Source organism: Vagococcus martis, assembly GCF_002026305.1.
Taxonomy (GTDB): domain Bacteria; phylum Bacillota; class Bacilli; order Lactobacillales; family Vagococcaceae; genus Vagococcus; species Vagococcus martis.
This window is the reverse complement of sequence record NZ_MVAB01000001.1, coordinates 1,123,865-1,148,945: the sequence shown is the minus strand read 5'-3', so window position 1 is coordinate 1,148,945 and position 25,081 is coordinate 1,123,865. Positions and strand designations below refer to the sequence as shown.

Sequence of the window (25,081 nt, the reverse complement as noted above, 5' to 3'; positions counted from 1 at the left end):
AGCGGAAGTAGTTCAGTGGTAGAACATCACCTTGCCAAGGTGGGGGTCGCGGGTTCGAACCCCGTCTTCCGCTTTAATAAGTTCTAGCCGGGGTGGCGGAACTGGCAGACGCACAGGACTTAAAATCCTGCGGTGAGTGATCACCGTACCGGTTCGATTCCGGTCCTCGGCATCAAAATAGCGCCCATAGCTCAACTGGATAGAGTGTCTGACTACGGATCAGAAGGTTAGGGGTTCGACTCCTCTTGGGCGCGTTAGATTGTATTATTAATAGTAACGCCATTTTATTTTCGCGGTGTAGCTCAGCTGGCTAGAGCGTCCGGTTCATACCCGGGAGGTCGGGGGTTCGATCCCCTCCGCCGCGATAATTACGACCTTTGGACCTTTAGCTCAGTTGGTTAGAGCTCCCGGCTCATAACCGGGCGGTCGTAGGTTCGAGTCCTACAAGGTCCATTGTAAGTTCATATGGAGGATTACCCAAGTCCGGCTGAAGGGAACGGTCTTGAAAACCGTCAGGTGTGTAAAAGCACGCAAGGGTTCGAATCCCTTATCCTCCTTATTAATATCGCGGAGTGGAGCAGCTAGGTAGCTCGTCGGGCTCATAACCCGAAGGTCACAGGTTCAAATCCTGTCTCCGCAATTAGGTTCCGTGGTGTAGGGGTTAACATGCCTGCCTGTCACGCAGGAGATCGCGGGTTCGATTCCCGTCGGGACCGTTGTTTTATTAGCGGGTGTAGTTTAGTGGTAAAACTACAGCCTTCCAAGCTGTTGTCGCGAGTTCGATTCTCGTCACCCGCTTTAAAAATAAATAGGGCCTATAGCTCAGCTGGTTAGAGCGCACGCCTGATAAGCGTGAGGTCGATGGTTCGAGTCCATTTAGGCCCATAGTATAAATTTTTATACGATTATTTAAAATTATGGCCCGTTGGTCAAGCGGTTAAGACACCGCCCTTTCACGGCGGTAACACGGGTTCGAGTCCCGTACGGGTCATGAGTATTATGGAGGATTACCCAAGTCCGGCTGAAGGGAACGGTCTTGAAAACCGTCAGGTGTGTAAAAGCACGCAAGGGTTCGAATCCCTTATCCTCCTTATTAATATCGCGGAGTGGAGCAGCTAGGTAGCTCGTCAGGCTCATAACCCGAAGGTCACAGGTTCAAATCCTGTCTCCGCAATTAGGTTCCGTGGTGTAGGGGTTAACATGCCTGCCTGTCACGCAGGAGATCGCGGGTTCGATTCCCGTCGGGACCGTCTTTAATGGTGCAGTAGCTCAGTTGGTAGAGCAACGGATTGAAGCTCCGTGTGTCGGCAGTTCGATTCTGTCTTGCGCCATTTTATTAGCGGGTGTAGTTTAGTGGTAAAACTACAGCCTTCCAAGCTGTTGTCGCGAGTTCGATTCTCGTCACCCGCTTTAAAAATAAATAGGGCCTATAGCTCAGCTGGTTAGAGCGCACGCCTGATAAGCGTGAGGTCGATGGTTCGAGTCCATTTAGGCCCATTATTATAATTTGGAGAAGTACTCAAGTGGCTGAAGAGGTGCCCCTGCTAAGGGTATAGGTCGGGTAACTGGCGCGAGGGTTCAAATCCCTCCTTCTCCATTATTATTTTTTATAATATTATATTGGCCCGTTGGTCAAGCGGTTAAGACACCGCCCTTTCACGGCGGTAACACGGGTTCGAGTCCCGTACGGGTCATAAACTTGAAATTGTATATACAATTTCAAGTTTTTTTTTATAAAAAATTTGATGTTTGGAGGTTATTAAAAGGTATGAAAGAAAGATTATCACATAAAGAGAAGTTATATATTGGAATTATGGTATTTGGTCTGTTTTTTGGAGCAGGTAACTTGATTTTTCCGATTCAAATGGGACAAGAAGCAGGTAAAAATGTATTATTAGCCAATAATGGTTTTTTAATCTCAGCAATAGGAATTCCATTTCTAGCAATTATTTCTTTTGGTGCAACTGGAACGAATAAAATTTTTGAACTTGCTAGTCGAGTATCAACTTCTTTTGCTTATTTTTTTACTATTGTACTGTATTTAATAATAGGGCCAATCTTTGCAATGCCAAGATTAGCAACAACTTCTTATGAGATGTCTATCGCTCCATTTATTCCAGATAATAAGAGTACATTATATTTATTTATTTTTAGTGCAGTATTTTTTTTATTAGTTTTAATTTTTTCGTTTAAACCGAGTAATATTCTAGATTATATCGGTAAATATTTAACGCCATTATTTTTAGTTTTATTGGGTAGTTTGGTTGTGATTAGTTTTATTCATCCGATGGGGGGCATTAAAGAAGCTCCAGTACAACCTATTTATGAATCGAGACCATTTGTTGAAGGGTTTTTAGGTGGTTACAATACGCTTGATGCACTAGCAGGTCTTGCCTTTGGTGCAATTATCATTGAGAGTGTTAAAAGTTTTGGTATTGATAAGAAATCAAGAATTGCTGTTGAAACAATGAAGGCTGGAGTTTTTGGAATTGTTTTAATGGGAATCATTTATACATTATTATCATTAATGGGAGCAATGAGTCTTGGAACACTTTCTTTAAATTCAAACGGTGGGGTGACACTGTCTCAACTAGCTGACTATTACCTGGGAGTTCCGGGAAGTGTTTTACTAGGTTTAATTGTTATTATTGCTTGTTTAAAAACAGCGATTGGATTAGCGACCTCATTTGGTAAAGCTTATTCAGAGATTTTTTCAGAGAAGCATTATTTATCATTTGTATTAGGCTGTTTAGCAGTTGCGTTAATGATTTCTAATATTGGGTTGAATGCGATTATCGCAGCGTCGATTCCTGTTCTAATGTTTATATATCCATTAGCTATGGTACTAATCCTTTTATCTATTTTTAGTAATTGGACAGATAAAATGCCAAGTTGTTACAAAATCACGATGGGTTTTACAGTTATTGCTTCAATATTAGATGCAGTGCGTGTACTACCTAATGGGCTAAAACAAAATTCTTTTGTTAGTAGTGTATTAAGTACTTCAGAACAATATATTCCATTTTTTACAAGTGGATTAAGCTGGATTATATTTGCTTTTATAGGAATAGTAGTTTCTCTGATAGTAAATATAAAAAGAAAGAGGCTGACCCAAAAGTCTCTAGAATAAACTAAAAGGAAGAAAATCTTTTTTCGATTTTCTTCCTTTTTTGACGTAAAAAATAGCACTATCCTATATAATTAAAGTGACGAAACTAAAATAAAAGGAGTGCTATTTATGTATAAGAATTATAACACGAAACAGGTTACTTTATCACTGAATTTAGATATTTATTTAGAAGAAAATGATATCGCTTTTGCGATTGATGAATTAGTAGAAAGTATCCCTGTGGATGTGTTCTCAGTTTTTGAGCATCGAATGGGAACTTCGTCTTATCATCCAAAAATGATGTTGAAGCTTATTCTGTGTGGCTACACTCAATCTATTTTTTCAGGCAGAAAGATAGAAGCTATGTCTAAAGATAGCATTCGTGCCATGTGGTTAACGCAATCACAGACACCTAACTTCAGAACAATTAATCGATTCAGAGTGAACCCACTGGTTCAACCGATACTTCAAGAATGTTTTATTCAATTTAGAAATCAGCTTGTTTCTCAACAATTAATTGATGAAGAAGCTATTTTTATTGATGGAACAAAGTTAGAAGCCAACGCAAATAAATATACCTTCGTTTGGAAAAAGAGTACACAACGTTATGAAGAATCTTTGAGAGAAAAGTCAAAGTCCTATTATCAACAACTTGTAGAAGAGCAAATTATCCCATCTATTTGTTCAAAAGATGATGAGTTAAACACAGAAAATTTAAAACAAATCATTGATGAGTTGGAAATGAAAGTAAGTGATTTAAGTACTAAAATTGAAAATACTTCAGATGTTCAAGAGAGAAAAGAACTTCGTTCTGAGCGTAAAGAGCCTAAAAAAGCATTGAAAGCTTTTTCTGACTTTATCTATAGAAAGCAAAAATATAAAGAACAACATGATATTTATAACGGTAGAAATAGCTACTCTAAAACAGATCATGATGCCACTTTTATGAGAATGAAAGATGACCACATGATGAATGGTCAGTTAAAACCTGGATATAACGTTCAAATTGCAACCAATCATCAGTACGTTTTAGCATATGAAACATTTTCAAATCCAACGGATTTTAAAACAATGATTCCTTTCTTAGATACTATCAAGAAATCTTATTTTGACTTACCTAAATACATTGTGGCTGACTCAGGTTATGGTAGTGAAGAAAACTATCAAGCAATTTTAGATGATTTTGAAAGAACTCCATTAATTACTTATACAATGTATCAGAAAGAACATACTAAAAAATACAAACAAAATCCATTCATTCCAGATAACTGGATTTATAATGAATTGGCAGATACTTATATTTGCCCGAATAATCGAGAAGTCAAATTTAGAAATTACTCTACTCGAACGGATAAATCTGGATTCAAAAGACAACTTAAAATGTATGAATGTGAGTCTTGTTTAAATTGCCCAGTTAGAGCATTATGTACTCGTGCGAAGAGTAGTAAAAATCGAGTGATTCAAAAAAATGGGAATTGGGAATATTTTAAGGCTCACGTAAGAGAGCTTTTGAAAGAGGATGTCACAGGAGAAATATACCGTCAAAGAAAAATAGATGTTGAACCAGCCTTTGGAAATCTGAAGGCTAATTTGGCATTCAATCGATTCTCTGTAAGAGGAAAAGATAAGATTTCACAGGAGCTGGGATTTGCGTTAATGGCACTCAATTTAAGAAAACTGAGAAAAAATAGGAAGGATATTAGTGAGAGAGCACGAAAAAACAAGCATTCTGAAATGAGAGGTTTCATTTTGGAATGCTTGTTTTCTGTAAAGAGACTTTTGGGTCAGCCTCTTTTTGTATTATAGATAATATTTTTTTGATACGCTCAAGTCATCATTTAGTTCATAAACTAATGGTTGTCCTGTTGGGATTTCAAGAGACATAATATCATCATCAGAAATGTTTTCAATGTGTTTTGCCAATGCACGTAATGAATTTCCATGTGCAGCCACTAATACGACTTCGTCTTTTAACAAGCTTGGAGCAATGTGATCATTCCAAAAAGGAAGTGCACGCTCGAGTGTCACTTTTAAATTTTCACCTTCAGGGATAGCTCTTTTATCAAGATAACGATATTTTGGATCATGTGTTGATGATTCGGGACTGTTAGGATCAAGTAATGGAGGCAGAGTATCATATGAACGTCTCCATAGTTGCACCTGGTCTGCACCATATTTCTCAGCGGTTTCTGCTTTGTTTAAACCTTGTAATGCTCCATAGTGTCGTTCATTTAAACGCCAAGATTTTAGTTCGGGTGTTGATAGTTGATCAGATTCTTCTAAAACATAGTGACATGTTTTTATGGCACGTTTTAGATAAGAGGTATATGCTACATCAAATAGAATTCCAGCATCTTTGATTTTTTTCCCTGCATTTTTTGCTTCTTCAACGCCTTGTTCACTTAAATCAACATCCACCCATCCAGTGAATAGGTTTAATGAGTTCCAAAGACTTTGTCCGTGTCTAATAAAAACTAATGTTTTCATTTTTTCATCGCCCTTCTTAAATGATTATCTAGAAACGTCGATTGTTTTAACCCCTTCATGTTGTGTCCCGATAATGACTCGGTTCACCATGTTTAAGAATAGACCGTGCTCAACCACACCAACTTGAGTATCTAGCCAAGCAGCTAATTCAATAGGGTTCTCAATTTTTTCTAGGTGTAAGTCTATAATATAATTTTTACTGTCTGTTAGCAAAGGATTACCATCGTCAGTTAGACGTAAAGTTGGATTGAGTTTATTTTCGTTAAATAGTTTAAATAATTGAGCACTACCGTAAGGAATCACTTCAACAGGAAGAGGAAAGGCTCCAAGGTGTTTTACCATTTTTGACTCATCAACAATCCAAATGATTTCTTTTGAATAAGTTCCGACAATTTTTTCAAATAAGAGGGCAGCACCACCACCTTTAGTTCCATGATAATCTTCAGAAATTTCATCTGCACCATCTATTGTTAAGTCAACATAGTCTACTTCGTCAATACTTTTTAATGGTATATCCAAAGCTAGAGCTTGTACTTCGGTTGCTTTTGAAGTAGTAACACCAGTGATTGATAATCCTTCTTCTTTTACACGGCGTCCTAATTCTTCTACCATATAGTAGGCAGTTGATCCAGTTCCAAGACCGACTATCATTCCGTCTTTAACGTAATTTGCAGATTCAATTCCAACTAATTTTTTTAAGTTCATGATAAAAAGATTCCTCCTAATATTCTATAGACTTATTGTAAGCATTATCTTAAAAAAAAGATATACTAAAAAAATTATTTTTATAAATTAAACTATTGACGTTTATTAATAGAGTGTGTTACTATTACAAAGGTGCTTGAGAACAAGTCTTTTTAAATGTATGGACTGTATTAAAGCCTGTTTTAAGTGCAGGATTTCTTGCATTAATTTTTTTAATTTTAAAAAAGAACCACCTGGATGTGTGGCTCTAGAAAAGCTTTATAAGGAAGGAGGAACTTATCATGCCTACAATTAATCAATTGGTACGTAAATCTCGTAAATCAAAAACAACTAAATCTGGCTCACCTGCATTAGGTAAAAGCTATAATAGTTTCAAAAAATCTCAAACTAACGTGAACTCTCCACAAAAACGTGGTGTTTGTACACGTGTGGGTACGATGACACCGAAAAAACCTAACTCTGCGTTACGTAAATATGCCCGTGTTCGTTTGTCAAACTTAATCGAAGTGACAGCTTACATTCCAGGTATTGGACATAACTTGCAAGAACATAGTGTGGTTTTAATTCGTGGAGGTCGTGTAAAAGACTTACCAGGGGTTCGTTATCATATCGTACGTGGTGCCTTAGATACTGCTGGTGTTACTGATCGTAAACAAAGTCGTTCTAAATATGGTACTAAAAAACCTAAAAAATAAATTAAACTAATTTAAATAAAATTTTTGGAAGGAGGAGTTACACATGCCAAGAAAAGGTCCTGTCGCAAAACGTGATGTATTACCAGATCCGATTTATAACTCAAAATTAGTGACTCGTTTAATCAACCGCGTAATGGTTGACGGTAAGCGTGGTGTTGCTTCTAGTATCATTTATGATGCTTTTGATATTATTAAAGAATCTACAGGGAATGATCCATTAGAAGTTTTCGAACAAGCTATGGAAAATGTTATGCCTGTTCTTGAAGTTAAAGCTCGCCGTGTTGGTGGTTCTAACTATCAAGTTCCAGTTGAAGTACGTCCAGAGCGTCGCTCAACTTTAGGATTACGTTGGATTGTTAACTATTCACGTTTACGTGGAGAGCACACAATGGAACAACGTTTAGCAAAAGAAATCATGGATGCAGCTAACAACACTGGTTCTTCAGTTAAAAAACGTGAAGACGTGCATAAAATGGCTGAAGCCAACAGAGCATTCGCTCATTATCGTTGGTAAAATCCTCTGTTTAAAACGAAGAAAATACTGTTGTATTTAAATCAATCAAGTTTGAGAGGAGTTAGAAAAGAATGGCAAGAGAGTTTTCGCTAGAAAAAACTCGTAATATCGGAATCATGGCCCACGTTGATGCTGGTAAAACAACAACAACAGAGCGTATCCTTTATTATACTGGTAAAATCCATAAATTAGGTGAAACCCATGAGGGAGCTTCACAAATGGACTGGATGGAACAAGAGCAAGAACGTGGTATCACAATTACATCAGCTGCTACAACAGCTCAATGGAAAGGTTACCGTGTAAACATCATTGATACTCCTGGACACGTGGATTTCACTATTGAAGTTCAACGTTCATTACGTGTATTAGATGGTGCTGTTACCGTACTTGACTCGCAATCAGGTGTTGAGCCTCAAACAGAAACTGTTTGGAGACAAGCAACTGAATACAAAGTACCTCGTATTGTATTTTGTAACAAAATGGATAAAACTGGGGCAGATTTCTTATACTCAGTTAAAACAATCCATGACCGTTTACAAGCAAATGCTCACCCAATTCAATTGCCAATTGGTTCAGAAGATAACTTCACTGGAATTATCGACTTAATCAAAATGAAAGCTGAAATCTATACAAATGACTTAGGAACAGATATCCAAGAAACTGATATCCCTGAAGAATATGTAGACATGGCTAATGAATGGCGTGAAAAATTAGTTGAAGCTGTAGCTGAAACTGATGAAGACTTAATGGAAAAATATTTAGAAGGTGAAGAAATCACTGAAGAAGAATTAAAACAAGGGATTCGTCGTGCGACAATCAATGTTGAATTCTTCCCTGTATTAGCTGGTTCAGCCTTCAAAAATAAAGGTGTCCAATTAATGTTAGATGCTGTTTTAGACTATTTACCAGCTCCAACTGATGTTGAAGCAATTAAAGGTATTGATACTAAAACTGATGAAGAAACAGAACGTCCATCAACTGATGATGCACCATTTGCTTCATTAGCATTTAAAGTTATGACTGACCCATTCGTAGGTCGTTTAACATTCTTCCGTGTTTACTCTGGAACATTAGATAGTGGTTCATACGTTTTAAATGCGTCTAAAGACAAAAAAGAACGTATCGGACGTATTCTACAAATGCATGCCAACTCACGTGAAGAAATCAGTACAGTTTACGCTGGAGATATCGCAGCTGCTGTTGGATTAAAAGATACAACAACAGGGGACACATTGTGTGCATTAGATGCACCAGTTGTTCTTGAATCAATTGAGTTCCCAGAACCAGTTATTCAAGTAGCGGTAGAACCTAAATCTAAAGCGGACCAAGATAAAATGGGTATTGCTTTACAAAAACTTGCTGAAGAAGATCCGTCATTCCGTGTTGAAACAAACGTTGAAACGGGTGAAACTGTTATCTCAGGTATGGGTGAGTTGCACTTAGACGTTTTAGTAGACCGTATGAAACGTGAATTCAAAGTAGAAGCAAACGTAGGAGCTCCTCAAGTTTCTTATCGTGAAACATTTAGAGCACCTATGACTCAAGCAGAAGGTAAATTCGTTCGTCAGTCTGGTGGTAAAGGTCAATACGGTCACGTATGGGTTGAGTTCACACCAAACGAAGAAGGAAAAGGCTTCGAGTTTGAAAATGCTATCGTCGGTGGTGTGGTTCCTCGTGAATACATCCCAGCTGTTGAAAAAGGATTAGAAGATTCTATGGCTAATGGTGTTCTCGCTGGATACCCATTAGTTGACATTAAAGCTAAATTATATGATGGTTCTTACCATGATGTTGACTCGAACGAGACAGCATTCCGTGTTGCGGCATCTATGGCTTTACGTGCAGCAGCTAAGAAAGCACAACCAGTAATCCTTGAACCAATGATGAAAGTAACAATTACTGTTCCAGAAGATAACTTAGGTGATATCATGGGACACGTTACAAGTCGTCGTGGACGCGTTGAAGGTATGGAAGCACATGGTAACTCACAAATTGTTAACGCAATGGTTCCACTTGCTGAAATGTTTGGATACGCAACAACATTACGTTCTTCTACTCAAGGACGTGGTACATTTATGATGGTATTTGACCACTATGAAGACGTACCTAAATCAATTCAAGAAGAAATTATCAAGAAAAATGGCGGTTCTCAAGATTAATTTTTTGACTAGGCTTTTTTCTGAATTTCATGTAGAATGATGATGTGTGAAGGAAGAGATTCATTAATTGATTTTTTTCCTTCATCATTATAATATAAAATAAATAACTTTTTAATTTTAGGAGGATATATACAAAATGGCAAAAGAAAAATTTGACCGTTCGAAAGCCCATGTAAACATTGGTACAATCGGACACGTTGACCACGGTAAAACAACTTTATCTGCAGCAATCGCAACAGTTTTAGCTAAGAAAAATGGTGGGGAAGCTTCATCATATGCTGATATTGATAACGCTCCAGAAGAAAAAGAACGTGGAATCACAATTTCTACTTCTCATATCGAATATGAAACTGACACTCGTCACTACGCACACGTTGACTGCCCAGGACATGCTGACTACGTTAAAAACATGATTACTGGTGCTGCTCAAATGGACGGCGCGATCTTAGTAGTATCTGCTGCTGATGGTCCAATGCCACAAACTCGTGAGCACATTCTTTTATCTCGTAACGTTGGTGTTCCATACATCGTTGTTTTCTTAAACAAAATGGATATGGTTGACGACGAAGAATTATTAGAATTAGTAGAAATGGAAGTTCGTGACTTATTATCTGAATACGACTTCCCAGGAGATGATACTCCAATCGTTGCTGGTTCAGCATTAAAAGCTTTAGAAGGCGACGCTTCTTACGAAGAAAAAATCTTAGAATTAATGGCTGCTGTTGATGAGTATATCCCAACACCAGAACGTGATACTGACAAACCATTCATGATGCCGGTTGAGGACGTATTCTCAATTACTGGTCGTGGTACTGTTGCTACAGGACGTGTTGAACGTGGACAAGTTCGTGTTGGTGACGAAGTTGAATTAGTAGGTATCGCTGAAGAAACTGCTAAAACAACTGTAACAGGTGTTGAAATGTTCCGTAAATTATTAGATTACGCTGAAGCTGGAGACAACATTGGTGCTTTATTACGTGGGGTAGCTCGTGAAGATATCCAACGTGGACAAGTATTAGCAGCTCCAGGAACAATCACTCCACATACAAAATTTAAAGCTGAAGTTTACGTTTTATCTAAAGAAGAAGGTGGACGTCATACTCCATTCTTTACAAACTACCGTCCTCAGTTCTACTTCCGTACAACTGACGTAACTGGTGTTTGTCAATTACCAGAAGGAACTGAAATGGTAATGCCTGGTGATAACGTAGCTATGGACGTTGAATTAATTCACCCAATCGCGATCGAAGACGGAACTCGTTTCTCTATTCGTGAAGGTGGACGTACTGTTGGTTCAGGCGTTGTAACTGAAATCGTAGGTTAATTTTTAACCTATTCAAATAAAGCATTGTTGTGTAAGGACGTAAGGTTGAGAACATTTGTTTTCAACCTTTTTTATTTGCTAAAATTTTTTGAGGTTTAAATGTTGATTAAACTAAAATATTTTTTACAGATTGAAAAATTTTCGAATTAAACTTAAAAAAAGGTGTCAATCGAAAATAAAAATGTCCCAAAATGAGGGCTCACATTAGCGCAATCTTTACTGCGTAAAACTTGCACTAATGTGACCATTATTGGTAAAATAAGGTACTTTTTGTTTCAGGCTGTTTTTTCAGCCTCATATTCTTCGATAGTACGGTCAATACTTTGAAGATACCTTTTGAAAGACTCAAGTTTCCACGGATGTGACTGTGGTGGAATGTACTTGCGTCTTTCTTTTTTTATATCTGAAGAAACCCCATCAAACTCTTTTGAATAGGTCTCGTGGTTTTTTAATCGTCTAGTAGGATAAATTTTTTCTGCTATATTAACATAAATCTCCCCGTTAAAAGCTTTTATAATTAATGCTTTCGTTTTCCTTGTAAAATATTTGTCGCTACCACCTTCCGTTGGAAGATAAAATTTATTTTGATACTTAATATGATGGCCATTATCGACTATACGATGAGAGACAGTAGCTAGTAATAAATTAATTTCAGCTGTTGTAGGAGAAGTTTCATAAACACTTTCTGCAGTTTTGTGACCAAATTGTCGATTAAACTTTCGAATCCATACAGATAGAAATTGATTAGCCTCCTCTATAGAATGTATATTTGCTATCTCAAGATCAACAGGCAATCTTGATTGCACTGTCCCATTTAAACGTTCTACACGACCTTTTGCTTGAGGAATAGAGGATGTTTTTATGTCAATACCTAATTGATGACAAGCAAACCCAAACTGCGTGAACGTATCTTCTTCTACAGCTTTTGTTGATTTTCTGTTGTACTCAAAGACGGTTCGTTTATCTGTTAGAAAAGTGGCAGGAATCCCTTGTTTTGTCAGAATTTGATGAAGAACATGGTAATAACCATTGAGCGTTTCCTGTTGGTCAAAATAAGCGCCAACAATATTACCTGATGCGTCGTCAATAGCTAAATGAAGATGAGTTATTTGATTTCCAAACCAATTATATGAACTAGCATCTAATTGAATTAATTCTCCTTTGTATTTTTTTCTAGGTCGACTAGGATGGGTCTTTTCAGGGAGTTCTAGGTAGTCTTCAGCTCTTGGAACCAATAGGTTCTCTGATTGTTTGGTTTGTTGACCTTCTTGCTTTATTAATTGTTTGAGTCTTCTTTTTGTCTTTTTTTGAGCCTTTGGTGAAAGTATTTTTTCTTTGTACAGGATGCTTCTAATTGTAGTATCTGTATAACAGATATGATGGTCGTTTTTCAGTATTTCAGTAAAATGCTTAATATTTGGTTTAATACTAAACGATTGATAACTAGTGATTATTTGTTGTTTTACTTTTTCAGGCACAGAGTGCTTATTTTTTCTCCCTCGATTTTTATGGACAAATGCTGATTTACCATTTTCCCTGTATGATTTCACTAAACGGTTAATTTGTCGTATAGATAAATTAAGTTCAACACTAGCTCTCTTTTTTTGTTTTTTATTTTCAGCGACAGCTTTAATAACTTGATACTTTTTGGTTTCATTCATTGTTAGATTTATCCTTTTCATAAAGTTATTTTATCATTTTGGGACATTTTGTCTTTCGACCTACTTAGGACATTATCACTTTCGAATGATAAATTTTCGAATTAAACTTAAAAAAAGGTTGCTTATACACCGCATTTTTAGTATAATTCTAGAGGTGCTGATAAAAAAGTATGTTAGTACCTCGTATGAAAATACGAAGGCGTTGAATCGAGAGGTTGCGACACGCCAGGGAGCATTGCCATGGTGGCGTGTTGGATATTTTCGAGGAGCTATGTCTACTTTTTAAAATAGGCGAAGGAGGGAACAAAATGGCAAAACAAAAAATTCGTATCCGTTTAAAAGCGTATGAACATCGTGTATTAGATCAGTCTGCAGAGAAAATTGTAGAAACAGCAAAAAGAACAGGTGCTGAGGTTTCTGGACCAATTCCATTACCAACTGACCGTTCAGTTTATACAGTAATCCGTGCGACACATAAATACAAAGATTCACGTGAACAATTCGAAATGCGTACTCACAAACGTTTAATTGATATTGTGAGCCCAACACCAAAAACAGTTGATGCTTTAATGAAGCTAGACTTGCCAAGCGGTGTAAATATTGAAATTAAATTATAATAACAAAAAGATGGAGGTGTACTCATGACCAAAGGAATCTTAGGTAAAAAAGTAGGTATGACACAAATATTTACAGAAAACGGCGAATTAATCCCCGTAACAGTAATTGAAGCAACTCCAAACGTTGTTTTACAAGTTAAGACTGTTGAAACTGATGGATACGAAGCTATCCAAGTTGGTTTCCAAGACAAACGTGATATTTTGTCAAACAAACCTGCTAAGGGTCATGTTGCAAAAGCAAATACGACTCCTAAGCGCTTCATTAGAGAATTCAATGATGTTGAGCTGGGAGAATATGAAGTAGGTAAAGAAATCACTGTTGATGTTTTCCAAGCAGGAGACATTGTTGATGTCACAGGTACAACTAAAGGACACGGCTTCCAAGGTGCTATCAAGCGTCATGGACAATCTCGTGGACCAATGGCACATGGTTCTAGATACCATCGTCGTCCTGGTTCAATGGGTGGAGCGTCTGATCCATCACGTGTATTTAAAGGCAAAAAACTTGCTGGACGTATGGGTGGAGATCGTGTTACAGTTCAAAACCTTGAAATCGTAAGAGTAGATGCAGATAAAAATGTTATTTTAGTAAAAGGTAATGTACCTGGTGCTAAAAAATCATTAATTGAAATAAAAACAGCTGTTAAGGCTGCTAAATAATTGTGGGAGAGGAGGAACTAAGAATGACATCTGTAGCATTATTTAAACAAGATGGAACTCAAAATGGCGAAATTGAATTAAATGAAGCTATTTTTGGTATCGAGCCAAACGAAAGTGTTGTCTACGATGCAATTATCATGCAACGTGCTTCTTTAAGACAAGGAACTCACGCTGTTAAAAACCGTAGCGCTGTACGCGGTGGTGGTCGTAAACCATGGCGTCAAAAAGGAACAGGTCGTGCGCGTCAAGGATCTATCCGCTCACCACAATGGCGTGGAGGTGGAGTTGTCTTTGGACCAACACCACGTTCTTATGGCTACAAATTACCTAAAAAAGTTCGTCGTTTAGCAATCAAATCTGTTTTATCAGAAAAAGTTGCTGAAAACAAACTAGTTGTTGTTGAAGGTTTAGCTTTCGACGCACCAAAAACAAAAGAATTTAAACAAGTTTTAGAAAACTTAAGTGTTGATACTAAAGTTTTAGTAGTACTAGAGGGTGGCAATGACTTTGCTGCTTTATCAGGACGTAACTTACCAAATGTTTCTATTGTAGAATCAAACAACGTAAGCGTACTTGACGTAGTTGCTGCTGACAAACTATTAGTGACTAAAACTGCTCTAACTCAAATAGAGGAGGTGCTTGCATAATGGAATTAATCGACGTAATTAAACGCCCAGTTATTACAGAAATGTCTGTAGCAGCTATGGACGAGAAAAAATACACGTTTGAAGTTGACGTAAGAGCCAACAAAACATTAGTTAAGCAAGCTGTAGAATCAGTTTTCGACGTTAAAGTTAAAAAAGTGAACATCATGAACGTTAAACCTAAACTTAAAAGAATGGGTAGACACGCTGGTTACACTAAGAAACGTCGTAAAGCGATTGTACAACTAACAGAAGATTCAAAAGAAATTCAAATTTTTGATGCTGAATAATAACAGCATTGACTAAAGTAGGAGGGAAATCACGTGGCGATTAAAAAGTATAAACCTACCACAAATGGTCGTCGTAACATGACTGGTTCTGATTTTGCTGAAATCACAACTTCTAAACCAGAAAAAACGTTATTACAACCATTAAGCAAAAACGCTGGACGTAACAACCAAGGTAAAATTACTGTACGTCATCAAGCTGGTGGACACAAACGCCAATACCGTTTAATTGATTTTAAACGTAATAAAGATAATGTGGTTGGTACTGTAAAAACAGTTGAGTACGATCCAAATAGATCTGCTAACATTGCATTAATCCATTACACTGACGGTGTGAAGGCATATATTTTAGCACCAAAAGGCATCCAAGTAGGTGCACAAATTTCTTCAGGACCAGACGCGGATATCAAAGTAGGGAATGCTCTACCATTGAACAATATCCCAGTTGGTACTGTTATCCATAACATTGAGTTAAAACCAGGTAAAGGTGGACAATTAATCCGTTCTGCTGGTACTAGCGCTCAAGTGTTAGGTAAAGAAGGTAAATATGTATTAGTTCGTTTGAATTCAGGAGAAGTTCGTATGATTTTAGGAACTTGTCGTGCAACAATCGGTACTGTAGGTAACGAACAACACGAATTAATTAACATTGGTAAAGCTGGTCGTAATCGCTGGTTAGGTAAACGTCCTACTGTACGTGGTAGCGTAATGAACCCTAACGATCACCCACACGGTGGTGGTGAAGGTAAAGCACCTATCGGACGTCCATCTCCAATGAGTCCATGGGGCAAACCAACACTTGGATATAAAACACGTAGTAAAAAAGCTAAATCAGATAAACTTATTGTACGTCGTCGTAAAACTAAATAATTTGATAGCTAAAACGAAATATGTGAGAGGAGGTTCACCATGGGTCGTAGCTTAAAAAAAGGACCTTTTGTCGATGAACACTTAATGAAAAAAGTGGAAGCACAAAAAGATCAACCGAAAAAGAAAGTAATTAAAACTTGGTCACGTCGTTCTACAATTTTTCCAAACTTTATAGGATATACTATCGCAGTATATGATGGAAGAAAACATGTTCCTGTTTACATTCAAGAAGACATGGTAGGACATAAACTAGGTGAATTCGCACCAACAAGAACTTATCGCGGACACGCTGCTGACGATAAAAAAACAAATCGCTAATTGAGGGGAGGACACGAATATGTCAGAAGAAAGAATTACTTCAGCTAAAGCAACAGCTAAAACAATTCGCACTTCACCTCGTAAGACAAGACTTGTTGTTGACCTAATCAGAGGTAAACAAGTAGGAGAAGCAATTTCAATCTTGAAATTCTCACCTAACAAAGCAGCAGGTATTGTTGAAAAAGTGCTTATGTCAGCTATTGCTAACGCAGAAAACAACTTTGATTTAGATGTTGAAGATTTAGTAGTATCAGAAGTATTTGTAAATGAAGGACCAACAATGAAACGCTTCCGTCCTCGTGCAAAAGGATCTGCTTCACCTATCAACAAAAGAACAAGTCATATTACAGTAGTAGTATCAGAAAAATAAGGAGGGACAACCAGTGGGTCAAAAAATTAATCCAATTGGAATGCGTGTCGGCGTCATTCGTGACTGGGATGCGAAATGGTATGCAGAAAAAGAATACGCTGAATACCTGCATGAAGATTTGAACATTCGTAAATTCATTTCGACTAGATTGGCTGATGCTTCTGTTTCAACCATTGAAATCGAACGTGCTGCAAATCGCGTGAACGTTTCAATTCATACTGCTAAACCTGGTATGGTTATTGGTAAAGGCGGATCTGAAGTTGAAGCTTTACGTAAAGAATTAAACAAATTAACTGGTAAACGAGTTCACATTAACATCGTTGAAATCAAAAAACCAGATTTAGATGCTAAATTAGTAGCAGAAGGAATTGCACGTCAATTAGAAAACCGTGTAGCATTCCGTCGTGCTCAAAAACAAGCTATCCAACGTACAATGAGATCAGGTGCTCAAGGTATCAAAACTCTTGTATCTGGACGTTTAAATGGTGCTGATATGGCACGTTCTGAAGGTTATTCTGAAGGAACTGTTCCATTGCATACATTAAGAGCAGATATTGATTATGCTTGGGAAGAAGCAGATACAACATACGGAAAACTAGGAGTTAAAGTGTGGATTTATCGTGGAGAAATTCTTCCTGAAAAGAAAAACACTGAGAAAGGAGGGAAATAATCATGTTAGTACCTAAACGTGTAAAACACCGTCGTGAATTTAGAGGTAAAATGCGTGGTGAAGCTAAAGGTGGTAAAGAAATCGCATTTGGTGAATACGGCTTACAAGCTGTTGATTCTCATTGGATTACTAACCGTCAAATAGAAGCTGCCCGTATCGCAATGACTCGTCACATGAAACGTGGTGGGAAAGTATGGATTAAAATTTTCCCTCACAAATCATATACATCAAAAGCAATTGGTGTTCGTATGGGTTCTGGTAAAGGGGCTCCTGAAGGATGGGTTGCACCAGTAAAACGTGGAAAAATCATGTTTGAAGTTGCCGGCGTTCCTGAAGATGTAGCTCGTGAAGCATTAAGACTTGCTTCTAACAAGTTACCTATTAAAACAAAAATTGTAAAACGTGAAGAAATGGGTGGTGAATCGAATGAAGGTTAAAGATATCAGAGAATTAACCACTACCGAAATGATCGCTAAAGAGAAAGAGTATAAAGAAGAACTTTTCAACTTACGTTTCCAATTAGCAACAGGTCAATTAGAAAATACAGCGCGAATTTCAGAAGTTCGTAAATCGATTGCACGCATCAAAACAGTTTTGCGTGAAGAAGCTGCTAAGTAATAGTGGAAGGAGGCCATTGATAGATGACTCAAGAAAGAAATGAACGTAAAGTTTATACTGGACGCGTAGTTTCCGATAAAATGGATAAAACTATCGTTGTTGTAGTAGAAACAAAGAAAACTCATAAGATTTATGGTAAGAGAGTTAAATACTCTAAGAAATATAAAGCTCATGATGAAAACAATGTAGCAAAAACGGGAGACATCGTTAAAATTATGGAAACTCGTCCATTGTCTGCGACAAAACGCTTCCGTTTATTAGAAGTTGTAGAAGAAGCAGTAATTATTTAATTCGAATTTTCCCATAGAGAAACCTGAAAGTTTGAAAGGAGGATACTCAAGTGATCCAACAAGAAAGTCGTATGAAAGTTGCTGACAACTCAGGAGCTCGTGAAGTACTTACAATTAAAGTACTTGGTGGTTCTGGTCGTAAAACAGCAAATATCGGTGACGTTGTGGTTTGTACGGTTAAACAAGCAACACCAGGTGGAGTTGTTAAAAAAGGCGAAGTAGTTAAAGCTGTTATCGTTCGTACAAAATCAGGAGCTCGTCGTAGTGACGGTTCTTATATCAAATTTGATGAAAATGCATGTGTGATTATTCGTGATGACAAGAGCCCACGTGGTACTCGTATCTTTGGGCCAGTTGCTCGTGAATTACGTGACAACAACTTTATGAAAATAGTCTCACTAGCACCAGAAGTGTTATAATACATACTCATGTTTAAAGGAGGTGCGAAACAAGATGTTCGTTAAAAAAGGCGATAAAGTAAAAGTTATCTCAGGTAAAGATAAAAACAAAGAGGGAATCGTACTCCAAGCATTTCCAAAGAAAGATCGCGTCATCGTTGAAGGTGTTAACATTATGAAAAAACACCAAAAACCTAGCGCGACAGCTCCACAAGGTGGAATTATCGAAATGGAGGCATCTATTCACGTTTCTAATGTAATGGTGGTTGATCCATCTAATGGTGAACCAACACGTGTAGGATACAAAGAAGTAGATGGCAAAAAAGTACGTGTTTCTAAGAAAACTGGAGAAGTTTTAGATAAATAAGAATATCAGGAAGGAGGCAATGTTGAATGAACCGCCTAAAAGAAAAGTATCTTAATGAAGTAACACCATCATTGGTGGAAAAATTTAATTACTCTTCTGTTATGCAAACACCTAAAGTTGATAAAATCGTTATTAACATGGGTGTTGGTGATGCAGTATCAAATAGTAAAAACTTAGATAAAGCTGTTGAAGAACTTGCTTTAATCTCTGGACAAAAACCAATTATCACAAAAGCTAAAAAATCTATCGCTGGTTTCCGTTTACGTGAAGGAATGCCAATCGGATGTAAAGTAACTTTACGTGGAGAAAGAATGTACGAATTTTTAGATAAATTAGTATCTGTCTCTTTACCTCGTGTACGTGACTTCCATGGTATCAGCAAAAAATCATTTGACGGACGTGGAAATTACACTTTAGGTGTAAAAGAACAATTAATTTTCCCTGAAGTTGATTATGATTTAGTAGATAAAGTTCGAGGAATGGACATTGTTATTGTTACAACTGCTAATACTGATGAGGAAGCTCGTGAGTTATTAGGTCAACTTGGAATGCCATTCCAAAAATAATTTAAGGAGGCGAACTACGTGGCTAAAAAATCAATGATTGCTAAAAATAAACGCCCAGCAAAATTCTCAACTCAAGAATATACTCGTTGTGAACGTTGTGGACGTCCACATTCAGTTTATCGCAAATTTAAACTTTGCCGTATTTGCTTCCGTGAACTTGCCTATAAAGGACAAATTCCCGGCGTGAAGAAAGCAAGCTGGTAAAAAAAGTAAACCGCAAAAGGAGGTAAAGGACTCAATGGTGATGACAGATCCAATTGCAGACTTCTTAACGCGTATTCGTAATGCGAATATCGTAAAACACGAATCATTAGAAGTGCCTGCATCAACAATCAAACTTGAAATCGCAAAAATCTTACAACGTGAAGGTTTTGTGCGTGAAGTAGAATTCATCGAAGATGACAAACAAGGAATCATCCGTGTTTTCTTAAAATATGGTAAAAACGACGAACGCGTTATTACTAACTTAAAACGTATCTCTAAACCAGGTTTACGTGTTTATGTAAAAGCTGATGAAGTGCCTAAAGTATTAAATGGTTTAGGTATAGCTATTATCTCAACTTCAGAAGGTATCTTAACTGATAAAGAAGCAAGAGAGCGTAACACTGGTGGAGAAGTACTAGCATACGTTTGGTAAAAAATTATTAATCAAGGAGGTGGCCTAGAGTGAGTCGTATCGGAAATAAACCAGTCGTAGTTCCTGCAGGTGTTACAGTAACACAATCAGGAAACACTGTTACGGTTAAAGGTCCAAAAGGTGAATTAACTCGTGAGTTTTCACCAAATATTACGTTAAACATTTCAGAAGGTGAAGTTGTCTTAACTCGTCCTGATGATACTAAAGAAAACAAAACCTTACATGGTACAATGCGTGCTAACTTAAACAACATGGTTGTTGGTGTTAGTGAAGGGTTTGAAAAAGCTCTTGAACTAATCGGGGTTGGTTACCGTGCTCAATTACAAGGGAAAAAACTTGTATTAAACGTTGGATATTCTCATCCAGTTGAGTTTGAAACGCCAGAAGGTATCACAATTGAAGTTCCTTCAAACACACAAATCGTTGTAAAAGGATCTAACAAAGAAGTTGTTGGAGAACTTTCAGCGAACATTCGTGGAGTACGTCCTCCTGAGCCTTACAAAGGTAAAGGTATTCGCTATGTTGGCGAACACGTAAGACGTAAAGAAGGTAAAACTGGTAAATAACAAATAAATTAATGAGGTGACAAGTGTGATTTCAAAACCAGATAAAAATAAAGTACGCCAAAAGAGACATCACCGCGTACGTAGTAAAATCTCTGGTACTGCCGAGTGCCCACGCTTGAACGTATTCCGTTCTAACAAAAACATCTACGCTCAATTAATTGATGACGTAGCGGGTGTGACACTTGCAAGTGCCTCTACTGTTGATAAAGATATCGCAGGAGAAAACAAAACTGAAGCAGCTACAGCTGTAGGAGCTTCAATTGCTAAAAAAGCAACAGAAAAAGGTATTAAAGAAGTAGTCTTTGACCGTGGTGGATACCTTTACCATGGACGTGTAGCTGCATTAGCTGAAGCAGCACGTGAAAATGGACTAGAATTTTAGGAAAAGGAGGAACACCATTCATGGCTAATTTAGATGCTAGACAATTCGACTTAGAAGACCGCGTAGTAGCTATTAACCGCGTATCTAAAGTTGTTAAAGGTGGACGTCGTCTACGCTTTGCTGCTTTAGTAGTAGTTGGAGATAGAAATGGTCACGTTGGATTTGGTACTGGTAAAGCTCAAGAAGTACCTGAAGCAATTCGTAAAGCAGTAGAAGATGCTAAGAAAAACTTAATCGAAGTACCAATGGTAGGCTCAACAATTCCTCACGAAGTGATCGGATCATTCTGTGGTGGACGTATCCTTATGAAACCTGCTGTTGCCGGTTCTGGGGTTGCAGCTGGTGGACCAGTACGTGCCGTCCTTGAGTTAGCGGGTATTTCTGATATTACAAGTAAATCATTAGGATCAAACACACCTGTCAACGTTGTTCGCGCAACTGTTGAAGGATTAAGTAGACTAAAACGTGCAGAAGAAGTGGCTGAACTTAGAGGCATTTCTGTTGACGAACTAATCGGATAAGGGGGACTAAAAATGAGCGAATTAAAAATTACGTTAAAGCGTAGTGTCATTGGACGTCCTCAAAACCAACGTGATACAGTGAAAGCTTTAGGCTTGAAAAAAACTAATTCTACAGTCGTGAAACCTAACAATGAAGCGATTAAAGGAATGGTTAACACTATATCACATTTAGTGGACGTTGAAGAAATTTAATTATGATTTGTAAGGTAGACTATTTTAAGGAGGTGCCGAATATATGAAACTTCATGAGTTACATCCGGCAGAAGGATCAAGACATGTACGTAATCGTGTTGGTCGTGGTTCATCATCTGGTAATGGTAAAACATCAGGTCGTGGACAAAAAGGTCAAAAATCACGTTCAGGTGGTGGTGTACGCTTAGGATTTGAAGGGGGACAAACTCCTTTATTCCGTCGTTTACCAAAACGTGGATTTACTAACATCAATCGTAAAGATTATGCAGTTATCAACTTAGACGTGTTAAATCGTTTTGAAGATGGTACTGAAGTAACACCAACTACTTTAATTGAAGCAGGAATCGTTAAAAACGAAAAATCAGGAATCAAAGTTTTAGGTAATGGTGAATTAACTAAAAAATTAACTGTAAAAGCAGCTAAATTCTCTGAATCTGCAAAATCTGCAATTGAAGCGGCTGGTGGGTCAGCTGAGGTGATCTAATGTTTAAGCTGTTGAAGGATTCGTTTAAGATAGAAAATATTCGTAACAAAATATTTTTTACACTTTTCATTCTCTTCGCGTTTAGAGTTGGAGCACATATTACAGTACCTGGCGTTGACGCAAAAGCACTGTCAAGTCTTAATGACTTAGCATTGATGGCGATGTTCAACACGGTCAGTGGTAATGCCATGGAGAGATTCTCATTGTTCGCAATGGGGGTATCGCCATACATTACTGCATCTATTATTGTTCAATTACTTCAGATGGATATTGTGCCGAAATTTGTTGAGTGGTCAAAACAAGGTGAGGTAGGCCGTCGTAAATTGAATCAAGCCACGCGTTATATTACGTTGGTTTTAGGTTTTGTTCAATCGATTGCTATCACAGCAGGTTTTAACATGTATTCAAATGCCGGATTAGTGAAAAGTCCAAGTGTATTTACTTATGTAAGTATCGGAATCATCTTAACAGCTGGTACCATGTTAGTTACTTGGATGGGGGAGCAAATATCTGAAAAAGGAATTGGAAATGGTGTCTCAATGATTATCTTTGCTGGGATTATCGCAAGATTTCCGTCTAGCATTAAAGAAATCTATGTAGACTATTTTGTCAATATTGATAAATCTGATATATGGAAATCTGTACTTTTCATGGTTGCTTTGATTATTGCTATTATTTTAGTGGTAGTTATGGTAACTTATGTGCAACAAGCAGAAAGAAAGATACCAATTCAATATACAAAACGCGTTGCTGGAGCACCACAAAGTAGTTATTTACCATTAAAAGTAAATGCGGCAGGAGTTATCCCTGTAATCTTTGCCAGCTCGATTATTGCAACACCACAAGCTATTTTAACTGCCTTTAAAACAACACAAGGCGGTAAATCATGGTTTGATGTACTATCAACATTGTTTGACTATACAACTATCCCAGGTGGAATACTTTATACAATTATGATTGTTGCTTTTACATTCTTCTATGCCTTTGTTCAGGTTAATCCTGAGAAAGTAGCTGAGAATTTGCAGAAGCAAGGAAGTTATATTCCAAGTGTACGACCTGGTCAGGAAACAGAGAAATTCATTTCTTCTCTATTAATGAGATTAAGTGTTGTTGGATCTGTATTCTTAGGATTAGTGGCAATTTTACCAATTATTGCACAAAATATTTGGGGCTTACCTCAATCAATTGGATTGGGAGGAACAAGTTTACTGATTGTCATTAGTGTGGCTCTTGAAACAAATAAACAGCTTGAAGGGTTATTGTTGAAGCGTCAGTACACTGGTTTTATCAGAGAGTAAGAGTGTGTGTTGAGGTTTTTCCTCAGCACTTTTCTCGAACTTAAGGAGGAAAACAAATGAATCTCATCCTAATGGGGTTGCCAGGAGCAGGTAAAGGAACTCAAGCGGAAAGAATCGTCGATGTTTATGAAATCCCACATATTTCTACTGGAGATATGTTCCGTGAAGCAATGAAGAATGAAACACCTCTTGGTAAAGAAGCAAAATCTTATATCGATAAAGGTGAATTAGTTCCAGATTCAGTGACAAACGGGATTGTAAAAGAACGTTTATCACAAGCTGATACTGAAAAAGGATTTTTATTAGATGGATTTCCTCGTACACTAGCTCAAGCAGAAGAATTAGATACAATTTTAGAAGAGTTAGGTAAAAAAGTAGATGATGTCCTAAACATCCATGTAGCTGAAGATGTGTTAGTTGATCGTCTAGCTGGTCGTATTATTTGTAGAAGTTGTGGCGCGACATATCACAAAACAAACAATCCACCAAAAGTGGAAGGTACTTGTGATCGTTGTGGTAGTCATGATTTTTATCAAAGAGAAGATGACAAGCCTGAGACTGTCAAAAATCGTCTAGAAGTTAATATTAAAAATAGCGAACCAATTTTAGCGTATTACCAAGATAAAGGTGTGTTACACACTATCGATGGAGATCGTGACATTGATGCTGTTTTTGAAGATGTGAAATCAATCATAGATAAAGCCAATTAGAACGCTCATCTAGTTATCAATTTATTCTATGTCACTCACTATTTCTTACCCGCGTTTTTTTATTGAATTGACGTTGGTATCTTTTCTTTGTATAGCTTTTATGCTATAATACAAAAGTTGAAAAGAAATAGGTGTGAGTACTATTTTGTCAATTGTCAGATGCAAACACTGTATAAGGAGGTACTAGTTGTGGCGAAAGAAGATATGATTGAAATCGAAGGTACAGTCGTCGAAACTTTGCCGAATGCAATGTTTAAAGTTGAATTAGAAAATGGCCATGTTATTTTGGCTCACGTATCAGGAAAAATCAGAATGCATTACATTCGTATTTTACCTGGTGACAAAGTAACTGTTGAGTTATCTCCATATGATTTAACTCGTGGTCGTATTACTTACCGCTTTAAATAATTGTACTCCGTAAAATTCAAGGAGGTATAATCATGAAAGTAAGACCATCAGTAAAACCAATTTGTGAAAAATGCAAAATAATTCGTCGTAAAGGTCGAGTTATGGTTATCTGTGAAAACCCAAAACATAAACAACGTCAAGGATAAAGGAGGTGTAACGAATAATGGCTCGTATTGCAGGTGTAGATATTCCTCGTGATAAACGTGTTGTTATTTCGCTTACTTATATTTACGGTATTGGAAAGAAAACTTCTCAAGAAATCTTAAAAGAAGCAGGAGTTTCTGAAGATATTCGTGTGCGCGATTTAACTAACGAACAAACTGATAGCATCCGTGCTGCAGTAGATAAATTAAAAGTTGAAGGTGACTTACGTCGTGAAGTGAACTTAAACATCAAACGTTTGATGGAAATTGGTTCATACAGAGGTATGCGTCATCGTCGTGGTTTACCAACTCGTGGTCAAAACACAAAAAACAATGCTCGTACTAGAAAAGGACCAGCTCGTTCAATCGCTGGCAAGAAAAAATAAGATTAGAGTGAAGGAGGTTTAAAGC

General features: G+C 37.3%; 35 protein-coding genes and 19 tRNA genes. 51 read left to right on the top strand and 3 right to left on the bottom strand.

Annotated elements, in window-relative coordinates:
* Position 1: 1 nt before the first annotated feature.
* The 21 genes from BW731_RS05605 to BW731_RS05505 all read left to right on the top strand — a co-directional run bounded on the left by BW731_RS05605 (position 2) and on the right by BW731_RS05505 (position 4,915).
* Positions 2 to 73: transfer RNA gene (locus BW731_RS05605), tRNA-Gly, on the top strand.
* 13 nt (positions 74 to 86) lie between these two features.
* Positions 87 to 172: transfer RNA gene (locus BW731_RS05600), tRNA-Leu, on the top strand.
* An 8-nt stretch (positions 173 to 180) separates the two neighbouring features.
* A tRNA-Arg gene (locus BW731_RS05595) sits at positions 181 to 254 on the top strand.
* Positions 255 to 291: 37 nt separating this feature from the next.
* A tRNA-Met gene (locus BW731_RS05590) sits at positions 292 to 365 on the top strand.
* Between the two features lie 14 nt (positions 366 to 379).
* Positions 380 to 453 (top strand) — tRNA-Ile (locus tag BW731_RS05585).
* Positions 454 to 467: 14 nt separating this feature from the next.
* Positions 468 to 557: transfer RNA gene (locus tag BW731_RS05580), tRNA-Ser, on the top strand.
* 9 nt (positions 558 to 566) lie between these two features.
* Positions 567 to 640 (top strand) — tRNA-Met (locus tag BW731_RS05575).
* Between the two features lie 3 nt (positions 641 to 643).
* Positions 644 to 716 (top strand) — tRNA-Asp (locus tag BW731_RS05570).
* Positions 717 to 727: 11 nt separating this feature from the next.
* Positions 728 to 798 (top strand) — tRNA-Gly (locus BW731_RS05565).
* A 13-nt stretch (positions 799 to 811) separates the two neighbouring features.
* A tRNA-Ile gene (locus BW731_RS05560) sits at positions 812 to 885 on the top strand.
* A 34-nt stretch (positions 886 to 919) separates the two neighbouring features.
* Positions 920 to 991 (top strand) — tRNA-Glu (locus tag BW731_RS05555).
* Positions 992 to 1,001: 10 nt separating this feature from the next.
* Positions 1,002 to 1,091, top strand: a tRNA-Ser gene (locus tag BW731_RS05550).
* A 9-nt stretch (positions 1,092 to 1,100) separates the two neighbouring features.
* A tRNA-Met gene (locus tag BW731_RS05545) sits at positions 1,101 to 1,174 on the top strand.
* A 3-nt stretch (positions 1,175 to 1,177) separates the two neighbouring features.
* Positions 1,178 to 1,250 (top strand) — tRNA-Asp (locus tag BW731_RS05540).
* Positions 1,251 to 1,258: 8 nt separating this feature from the next.
* Positions 1,259 to 1,331: transfer RNA gene (locus BW731_RS05535), tRNA-Phe, on the top strand.
* Positions 1,332 to 1,339: 8 nt separating this feature from the next.
* Positions 1,340 to 1,410, top strand: a tRNA-Gly gene (locus BW731_RS05530).
* Positions 1,411 to 1,423: 13 nt separating this feature from the next.
* Positions 1,424 to 1,497: transfer RNA gene (locus BW731_RS05525), tRNA-Ile, on the top strand.
* Between the two features lie 12 nt (positions 1,498 to 1,509).
* A tRNA-Ser gene (locus tag BW731_RS05520) sits at positions 1,510 to 1,597 on the top strand.
* Positions 1,598 to 1,622: 25 nt separating this feature from the next.
* Positions 1,623 to 1,694 (top strand) — tRNA-Glu (locus BW731_RS05515).
* 74 nt (positions 1,695 to 1,768) lie between these two features.
* Positions 1,769 to 3,130, top strand: a complete 1,362-nt coding sequence (gene brnQ / locus BW731_RS05510; protein ID WP_079346417.1) for a branched-chain amino acid transport system II carrier protein — start codon at positions 1,769 to 1,771, stop codon at positions 3,128 to 3,130.
* 108 nt (positions 3,131 to 3,238) lie between these two features.
* A complete protein-coding gene (locus BW731_RS05505) occupies positions 3,239 to 4,915 on the top strand; it encodes an IS1182 family transposase (RefSeq protein ID WP_079346415.1) in 1,677 nt (558 codons plus the stop codon).
* Here the strand turns inward: BW731_RS05505 and gpmA are convergent.
* A complete protein-coding gene (gpmA, locus tag BW731_RS05500) occupies positions 4,910 to 5,596 on the bottom strand; it encodes a 2,3-diphosphoglycerate-dependent phosphoglycerate mutase (protein WP_079346413.1) in 687 nt (228 codons plus the stop codon). The two genes, BW731_RS05505 and gpmA, sit on opposite strands and share 6 nt — an antisense overlap.
* A 24-nt stretch (positions 5,597 to 5,620) precedes the next feature.
* Positions 5,621 to 6,301 carry a ribose-5-phosphate isomerase RpiA gene (gene rpiA / locus BW731_RS05495; protein ID WP_079346411.1) on the bottom strand — a complete coding sequence of 227 codons (681 nt, stop codon included), beginning with the start codon at positions 6,299 to 6,301 and terminating at the stop codon, positions 5,621 to 5,623.
* A gap of 281 nt (positions 6,302 to 6,582) precedes the next feature.
* On the opposite strand from rpiA, the gene rpsL reads away from it, so the two are divergent.
* From rpsL to tuf, 4 genes are all read left to right on the top strand, one after another.
* Entirely contained in the window at positions 6,583 to 6,996 is a 414-nt protein-coding gene (rpsL, locus tag BW731_RS05490; RefSeq protein WP_071457771.1) for a 30S ribosomal protein S12, read from the top strand.
* Positions 6,997 to 7,039: 43 nt separating this feature from the next.
* Entirely contained in the window at positions 7,040 to 7,510 is a 471-nt protein-coding gene (rpsG, locus tag BW731_RS05485; protein WP_071457770.1) for a 30S ribosomal protein S7, read from the top strand.
* A gap of 71 nt (positions 7,511 to 7,581) precedes the next feature.
* The gene (gene fusA, locus BW731_RS05480; protein ID WP_079346409.1) at positions 7,582 to 9,669 is read left to right on the top strand and encodes an elongation factor G; all 2,088 of its coding nucleotides are present in this window, start codon (positions 7,582 to 7,584) and stop codon (positions 9,667 to 9,669) included.
* 136 nt (positions 9,670 to 9,805) lie between these two features.
* The gene (gene tuf / locus BW731_RS05475) at positions 9,806 to 10,993 is read left to right on the top strand and encodes an elongation factor Tu (protein WP_071457768.1); all 1,188 of its coding nucleotides are present in this window, start codon (positions 9,806 to 9,808) and stop codon (positions 10,991 to 10,993) included.
* 275 nt (positions 10,994 to 11,268) lie between these two features.
* Here the strand turns inward: tuf and BW731_RS05470 are convergent, their stop codons facing one another.
* Positions 11,269 to 12,654 (bottom strand): ISNCY family transposase, encoded by a 1,386-nt coding sequence (locus tag BW731_RS05470; RefSeq protein WP_079345715.1) that lies wholly within the window; start codon positions 12,652 to 12,654, stop codon positions 11,269 to 11,271.
* A gap of 308 nt (positions 12,655 to 12,962) precedes the next feature.
* Here BW731_RS05470 and rpsJ point away from each other — a divergent pair, with 308 nt between their 5' ends.
* The 26 genes from rpsJ (at position 12,963) to rpsM (ending at position 25,056) form a co-directional block, all read left to right on the top strand.
* Positions 12,963 to 13,271 carry a 30S ribosomal protein S10 gene (gene rpsJ / locus BW731_RS05465; protein ID WP_071457767.1) on the top strand — a complete coding sequence of 103 codons (309 nt, stop codon included), beginning with the start codon at positions 12,963 to 12,965 and terminating at the stop codon, positions 13,269 to 13,271.
* A 24-nt stretch (positions 13,272 to 13,295) separates the two neighbouring features.
* On the top strand, positions 13,296 to 13,931 hold the full coding sequence (gene rplC / locus BW731_RS05460) for a 50S ribosomal protein L3 (protein ID WP_071457766.1): 636 nt from the start codon (positions 13,296 to 13,298) through the stop codon (positions 13,929 to 13,931).
* Between the two features lie 23 nt (positions 13,932 to 13,954).
* A complete protein-coding gene (rplD, locus tag BW731_RS05455; protein WP_079346407.1) occupies positions 13,955 to 14,578 on the top strand; it encodes a 50S ribosomal protein L4 in 624 nt (207 codons plus the stop codon).
* A complete protein-coding gene (gene rplW / locus BW731_RS05450; protein WP_071457764.1) occupies positions 14,578 to 14,865 on the top strand; it encodes a 50S ribosomal protein L23 in 288 nt (95 codons plus the stop codon). The genes rplD and rplW overlap by 1 nt, the downstream gene beginning before the upstream one ends.
* A gap of 33 nt (positions 14,866 to 14,898) precedes the next feature.
* Positions 14,899 to 15,732: a 50S ribosomal protein L2 gene (gene rplB, locus BW731_RS05445; RefSeq protein WP_071457763.1), complete on the top strand. Its 834-nt coding sequence runs from the start codon at positions 14,899 to 14,901 to the stop codon at positions 15,730 to 15,732.
* A 39-nt stretch (positions 15,733 to 15,771) separates the two neighbouring features.
* A complete protein-coding gene (gene rpsS, locus BW731_RS05440) occupies positions 15,772 to 16,050 on the top strand; it encodes a 30S ribosomal protein S19 (protein ID WP_071457762.1) in 279 nt (92 codons plus the stop codon).
* A 19-nt stretch (positions 16,051 to 16,069) separates the two neighbouring features.
* Entirely contained in the window at positions 16,070 to 16,420 is a 351-nt protein-coding gene (gene rplV, locus BW731_RS05435; protein WP_071457761.1) for a 50S ribosomal protein L22, read from the top strand.
* Between the two features lie 13 nt (positions 16,421 to 16,433).
* Complete coding sequence (gene rpsC, locus BW731_RS05430) at positions 16,434 to 17,090, top strand: 30S ribosomal protein S3 (RefSeq protein WP_071457760.1); 657 nt, start codon at positions 16,434 to 16,436, stop codon at positions 17,088 to 17,090.
* Between the two features lie 2 nt (positions 17,091 to 17,092).
* Positions 17,093 to 17,527, top strand: a complete 435-nt coding sequence (gene rplP, locus BW731_RS05425) for a 50S ribosomal protein L16 (RefSeq protein ID WP_071457759.1) — start codon at positions 17,093 to 17,095, stop codon at positions 17,525 to 17,527.
* Positions 17,517 to 17,708 carry a 50S ribosomal protein L29 gene (gene rpmC / locus BW731_RS05420; protein WP_071457758.1) on the top strand — a complete coding sequence of 64 codons (192 nt, stop codon included), beginning with the start codon at positions 17,517 to 17,519 and terminating at the stop codon, positions 17,706 to 17,708. Before rplP ends, rpmC begins: the two co-directional genes overlap by 11 nt.
* A gap of 23 nt (positions 17,709 to 17,731) precedes the next feature.
* Complete coding sequence (gene rpsQ, locus BW731_RS05415; RefSeq protein ID WP_071457757.1) at positions 17,732 to 17,998, top strand: 30S ribosomal protein S17; 267 nt, start codon at positions 17,732 to 17,734, stop codon at positions 17,996 to 17,998.
* A 50-nt stretch (positions 17,999 to 18,048) separates the two neighbouring features.
* Complete coding sequence (rplN, locus tag BW731_RS05410) at positions 18,049 to 18,417, top strand: 50S ribosomal protein L14 (protein ID WP_071457756.1); 369 nt, start codon at positions 18,049 to 18,051, stop codon at positions 18,415 to 18,417.
* 34 nt (positions 18,418 to 18,451) lie between these two features.
* Positions 18,452 to 18,763 (top strand): 50S ribosomal protein L24, encoded by a 312-nt coding sequence (rplX, locus tag BW731_RS05405; protein ID WP_071457755.1) that lies wholly within the window; start codon positions 18,452 to 18,454, stop codon positions 18,761 to 18,763.
* A gap of 26 nt (positions 18,764 to 18,789) precedes the next feature.
* Positions 18,790 to 19,329, top strand: coding sequence for a 50S ribosomal protein L5 (gene rplE, locus BW731_RS05400; protein WP_071457754.1), 540 nt, complete (start codon positions 18,790 to 18,792; stop codon positions 19,327 to 19,329).
* Positions 19,330 to 19,347: 18 nt separating this feature from the next.
* Positions 19,348 to 19,533 carry a type Z 30S ribosomal protein S14 gene (locus tag BW731_RS05395; protein ID WP_016184192.1) on the top strand — a complete coding sequence of 62 codons (186 nt, stop codon included), beginning with the start codon at positions 19,348 to 19,350 and terminating at the stop codon, positions 19,531 to 19,533.
* A gap of 34 nt (positions 19,534 to 19,567) precedes the next feature.
* Positions 19,568 to 19,966, top strand: coding sequence for a 30S ribosomal protein S8 (rpsH, locus tag BW731_RS05390; RefSeq protein WP_071457753.1), 399 nt, complete (start codon positions 19,568 to 19,570; stop codon positions 19,964 to 19,966).
* 29 nt (positions 19,967 to 19,995) lie between these two features.
* Positions 19,996 to 20,532 (top strand): 50S ribosomal protein L6, encoded by a 537-nt coding sequence (gene rplF / locus BW731_RS05385; protein ID WP_079346405.1) that lies wholly within the window; start codon positions 19,996 to 19,998, stop codon positions 20,530 to 20,532.
* A gap of 25 nt (positions 20,533 to 20,557) precedes the next feature.
* On the top strand, positions 20,558 to 20,914 hold the full coding sequence (gene rplR / locus BW731_RS05380) for a 50S ribosomal protein L18 (RefSeq protein WP_079346403.1): 357 nt from the start codon (positions 20,558 to 20,560) through the stop codon (positions 20,912 to 20,914).
* 20 nt (positions 20,915 to 20,934) lie between these two features.
* Positions 20,935 to 21,435 carry a 30S ribosomal protein S5 gene (gene rpsE / locus BW731_RS05375; protein WP_071457750.1) on the top strand — a complete coding sequence of 167 codons (501 nt, stop codon included), beginning with the start codon at positions 20,935 to 20,937 and terminating at the stop codon, positions 21,433 to 21,435.
* A gap of 12 nt (positions 21,436 to 21,447) precedes the next feature.
* Positions 21,448 to 21,627, top strand: coding sequence for a 50S ribosomal protein L30 (gene rpmD, locus BW731_RS05370; protein ID WP_071457749.1), 180 nt, complete (start codon positions 21,448 to 21,450; stop codon positions 21,625 to 21,627).
* A gap of 43 nt (positions 21,628 to 21,670) precedes the next feature.
* Positions 21,671 to 22,111, top strand: coding sequence for a 50S ribosomal protein L15 (gene rplO / locus BW731_RS05365; protein ID WP_079346401.1), 441 nt, complete (start codon positions 21,671 to 21,673; stop codon positions 22,109 to 22,111).
* Positions 22,111 to 23,409: a preprotein translocase subunit SecY gene (secY, locus tag BW731_RS05360; protein WP_079346399.1), complete on the top strand. Its 1,299-nt coding sequence runs from the start codon at positions 22,111 to 22,113 to the stop codon at positions 23,407 to 23,409. Before rplO ends, secY begins: the two co-directional genes overlap by 1 nt.
* A gap of 56 nt (positions 23,410 to 23,465) precedes the next feature.
* The gene (locus tag BW731_RS05355; protein ID WP_079346397.1) at positions 23,466 to 24,119 is read left to right on the top strand and encodes an adenylate kinase; all 654 of its coding nucleotides are present in this window, start codon (positions 23,466 to 23,468) and stop codon (positions 24,117 to 24,119) included.
* A 189-nt stretch (positions 24,120 to 24,308) separates the two neighbouring features.
* Positions 24,309 to 24,527, top strand: coding sequence for a translation initiation factor IF-1 (gene infA, locus BW731_RS05350; protein WP_071457745.1), 219 nt, complete (start codon positions 24,309 to 24,311; stop codon positions 24,525 to 24,527).
* A 32-nt stretch (positions 24,528 to 24,559) separates the two neighbouring features.
* Positions 24,560 to 24,673 carry a 50S ribosomal protein L36 gene (rpmJ, locus tag BW731_RS05345; RefSeq protein ID WP_071457744.1) on the top strand — a complete coding sequence of 38 codons (114 nt, stop codon included), beginning with the start codon at positions 24,560 to 24,562 and terminating at the stop codon, positions 24,671 to 24,673.
* A 17-nt stretch (positions 24,674 to 24,690) separates the two neighbouring features.
* The gene (rpsM, locus tag BW731_RS05340) at positions 24,691 to 25,056 is read left to right on the top strand and encodes a 30S ribosomal protein S13 (protein WP_071457743.1); all 366 of its coding nucleotides are present in this window, start codon (positions 24,691 to 24,693) and stop codon (positions 25,054 to 25,056) included.
* Positions 25,057 to 25,081: the final 25 nt, after the last annotated feature.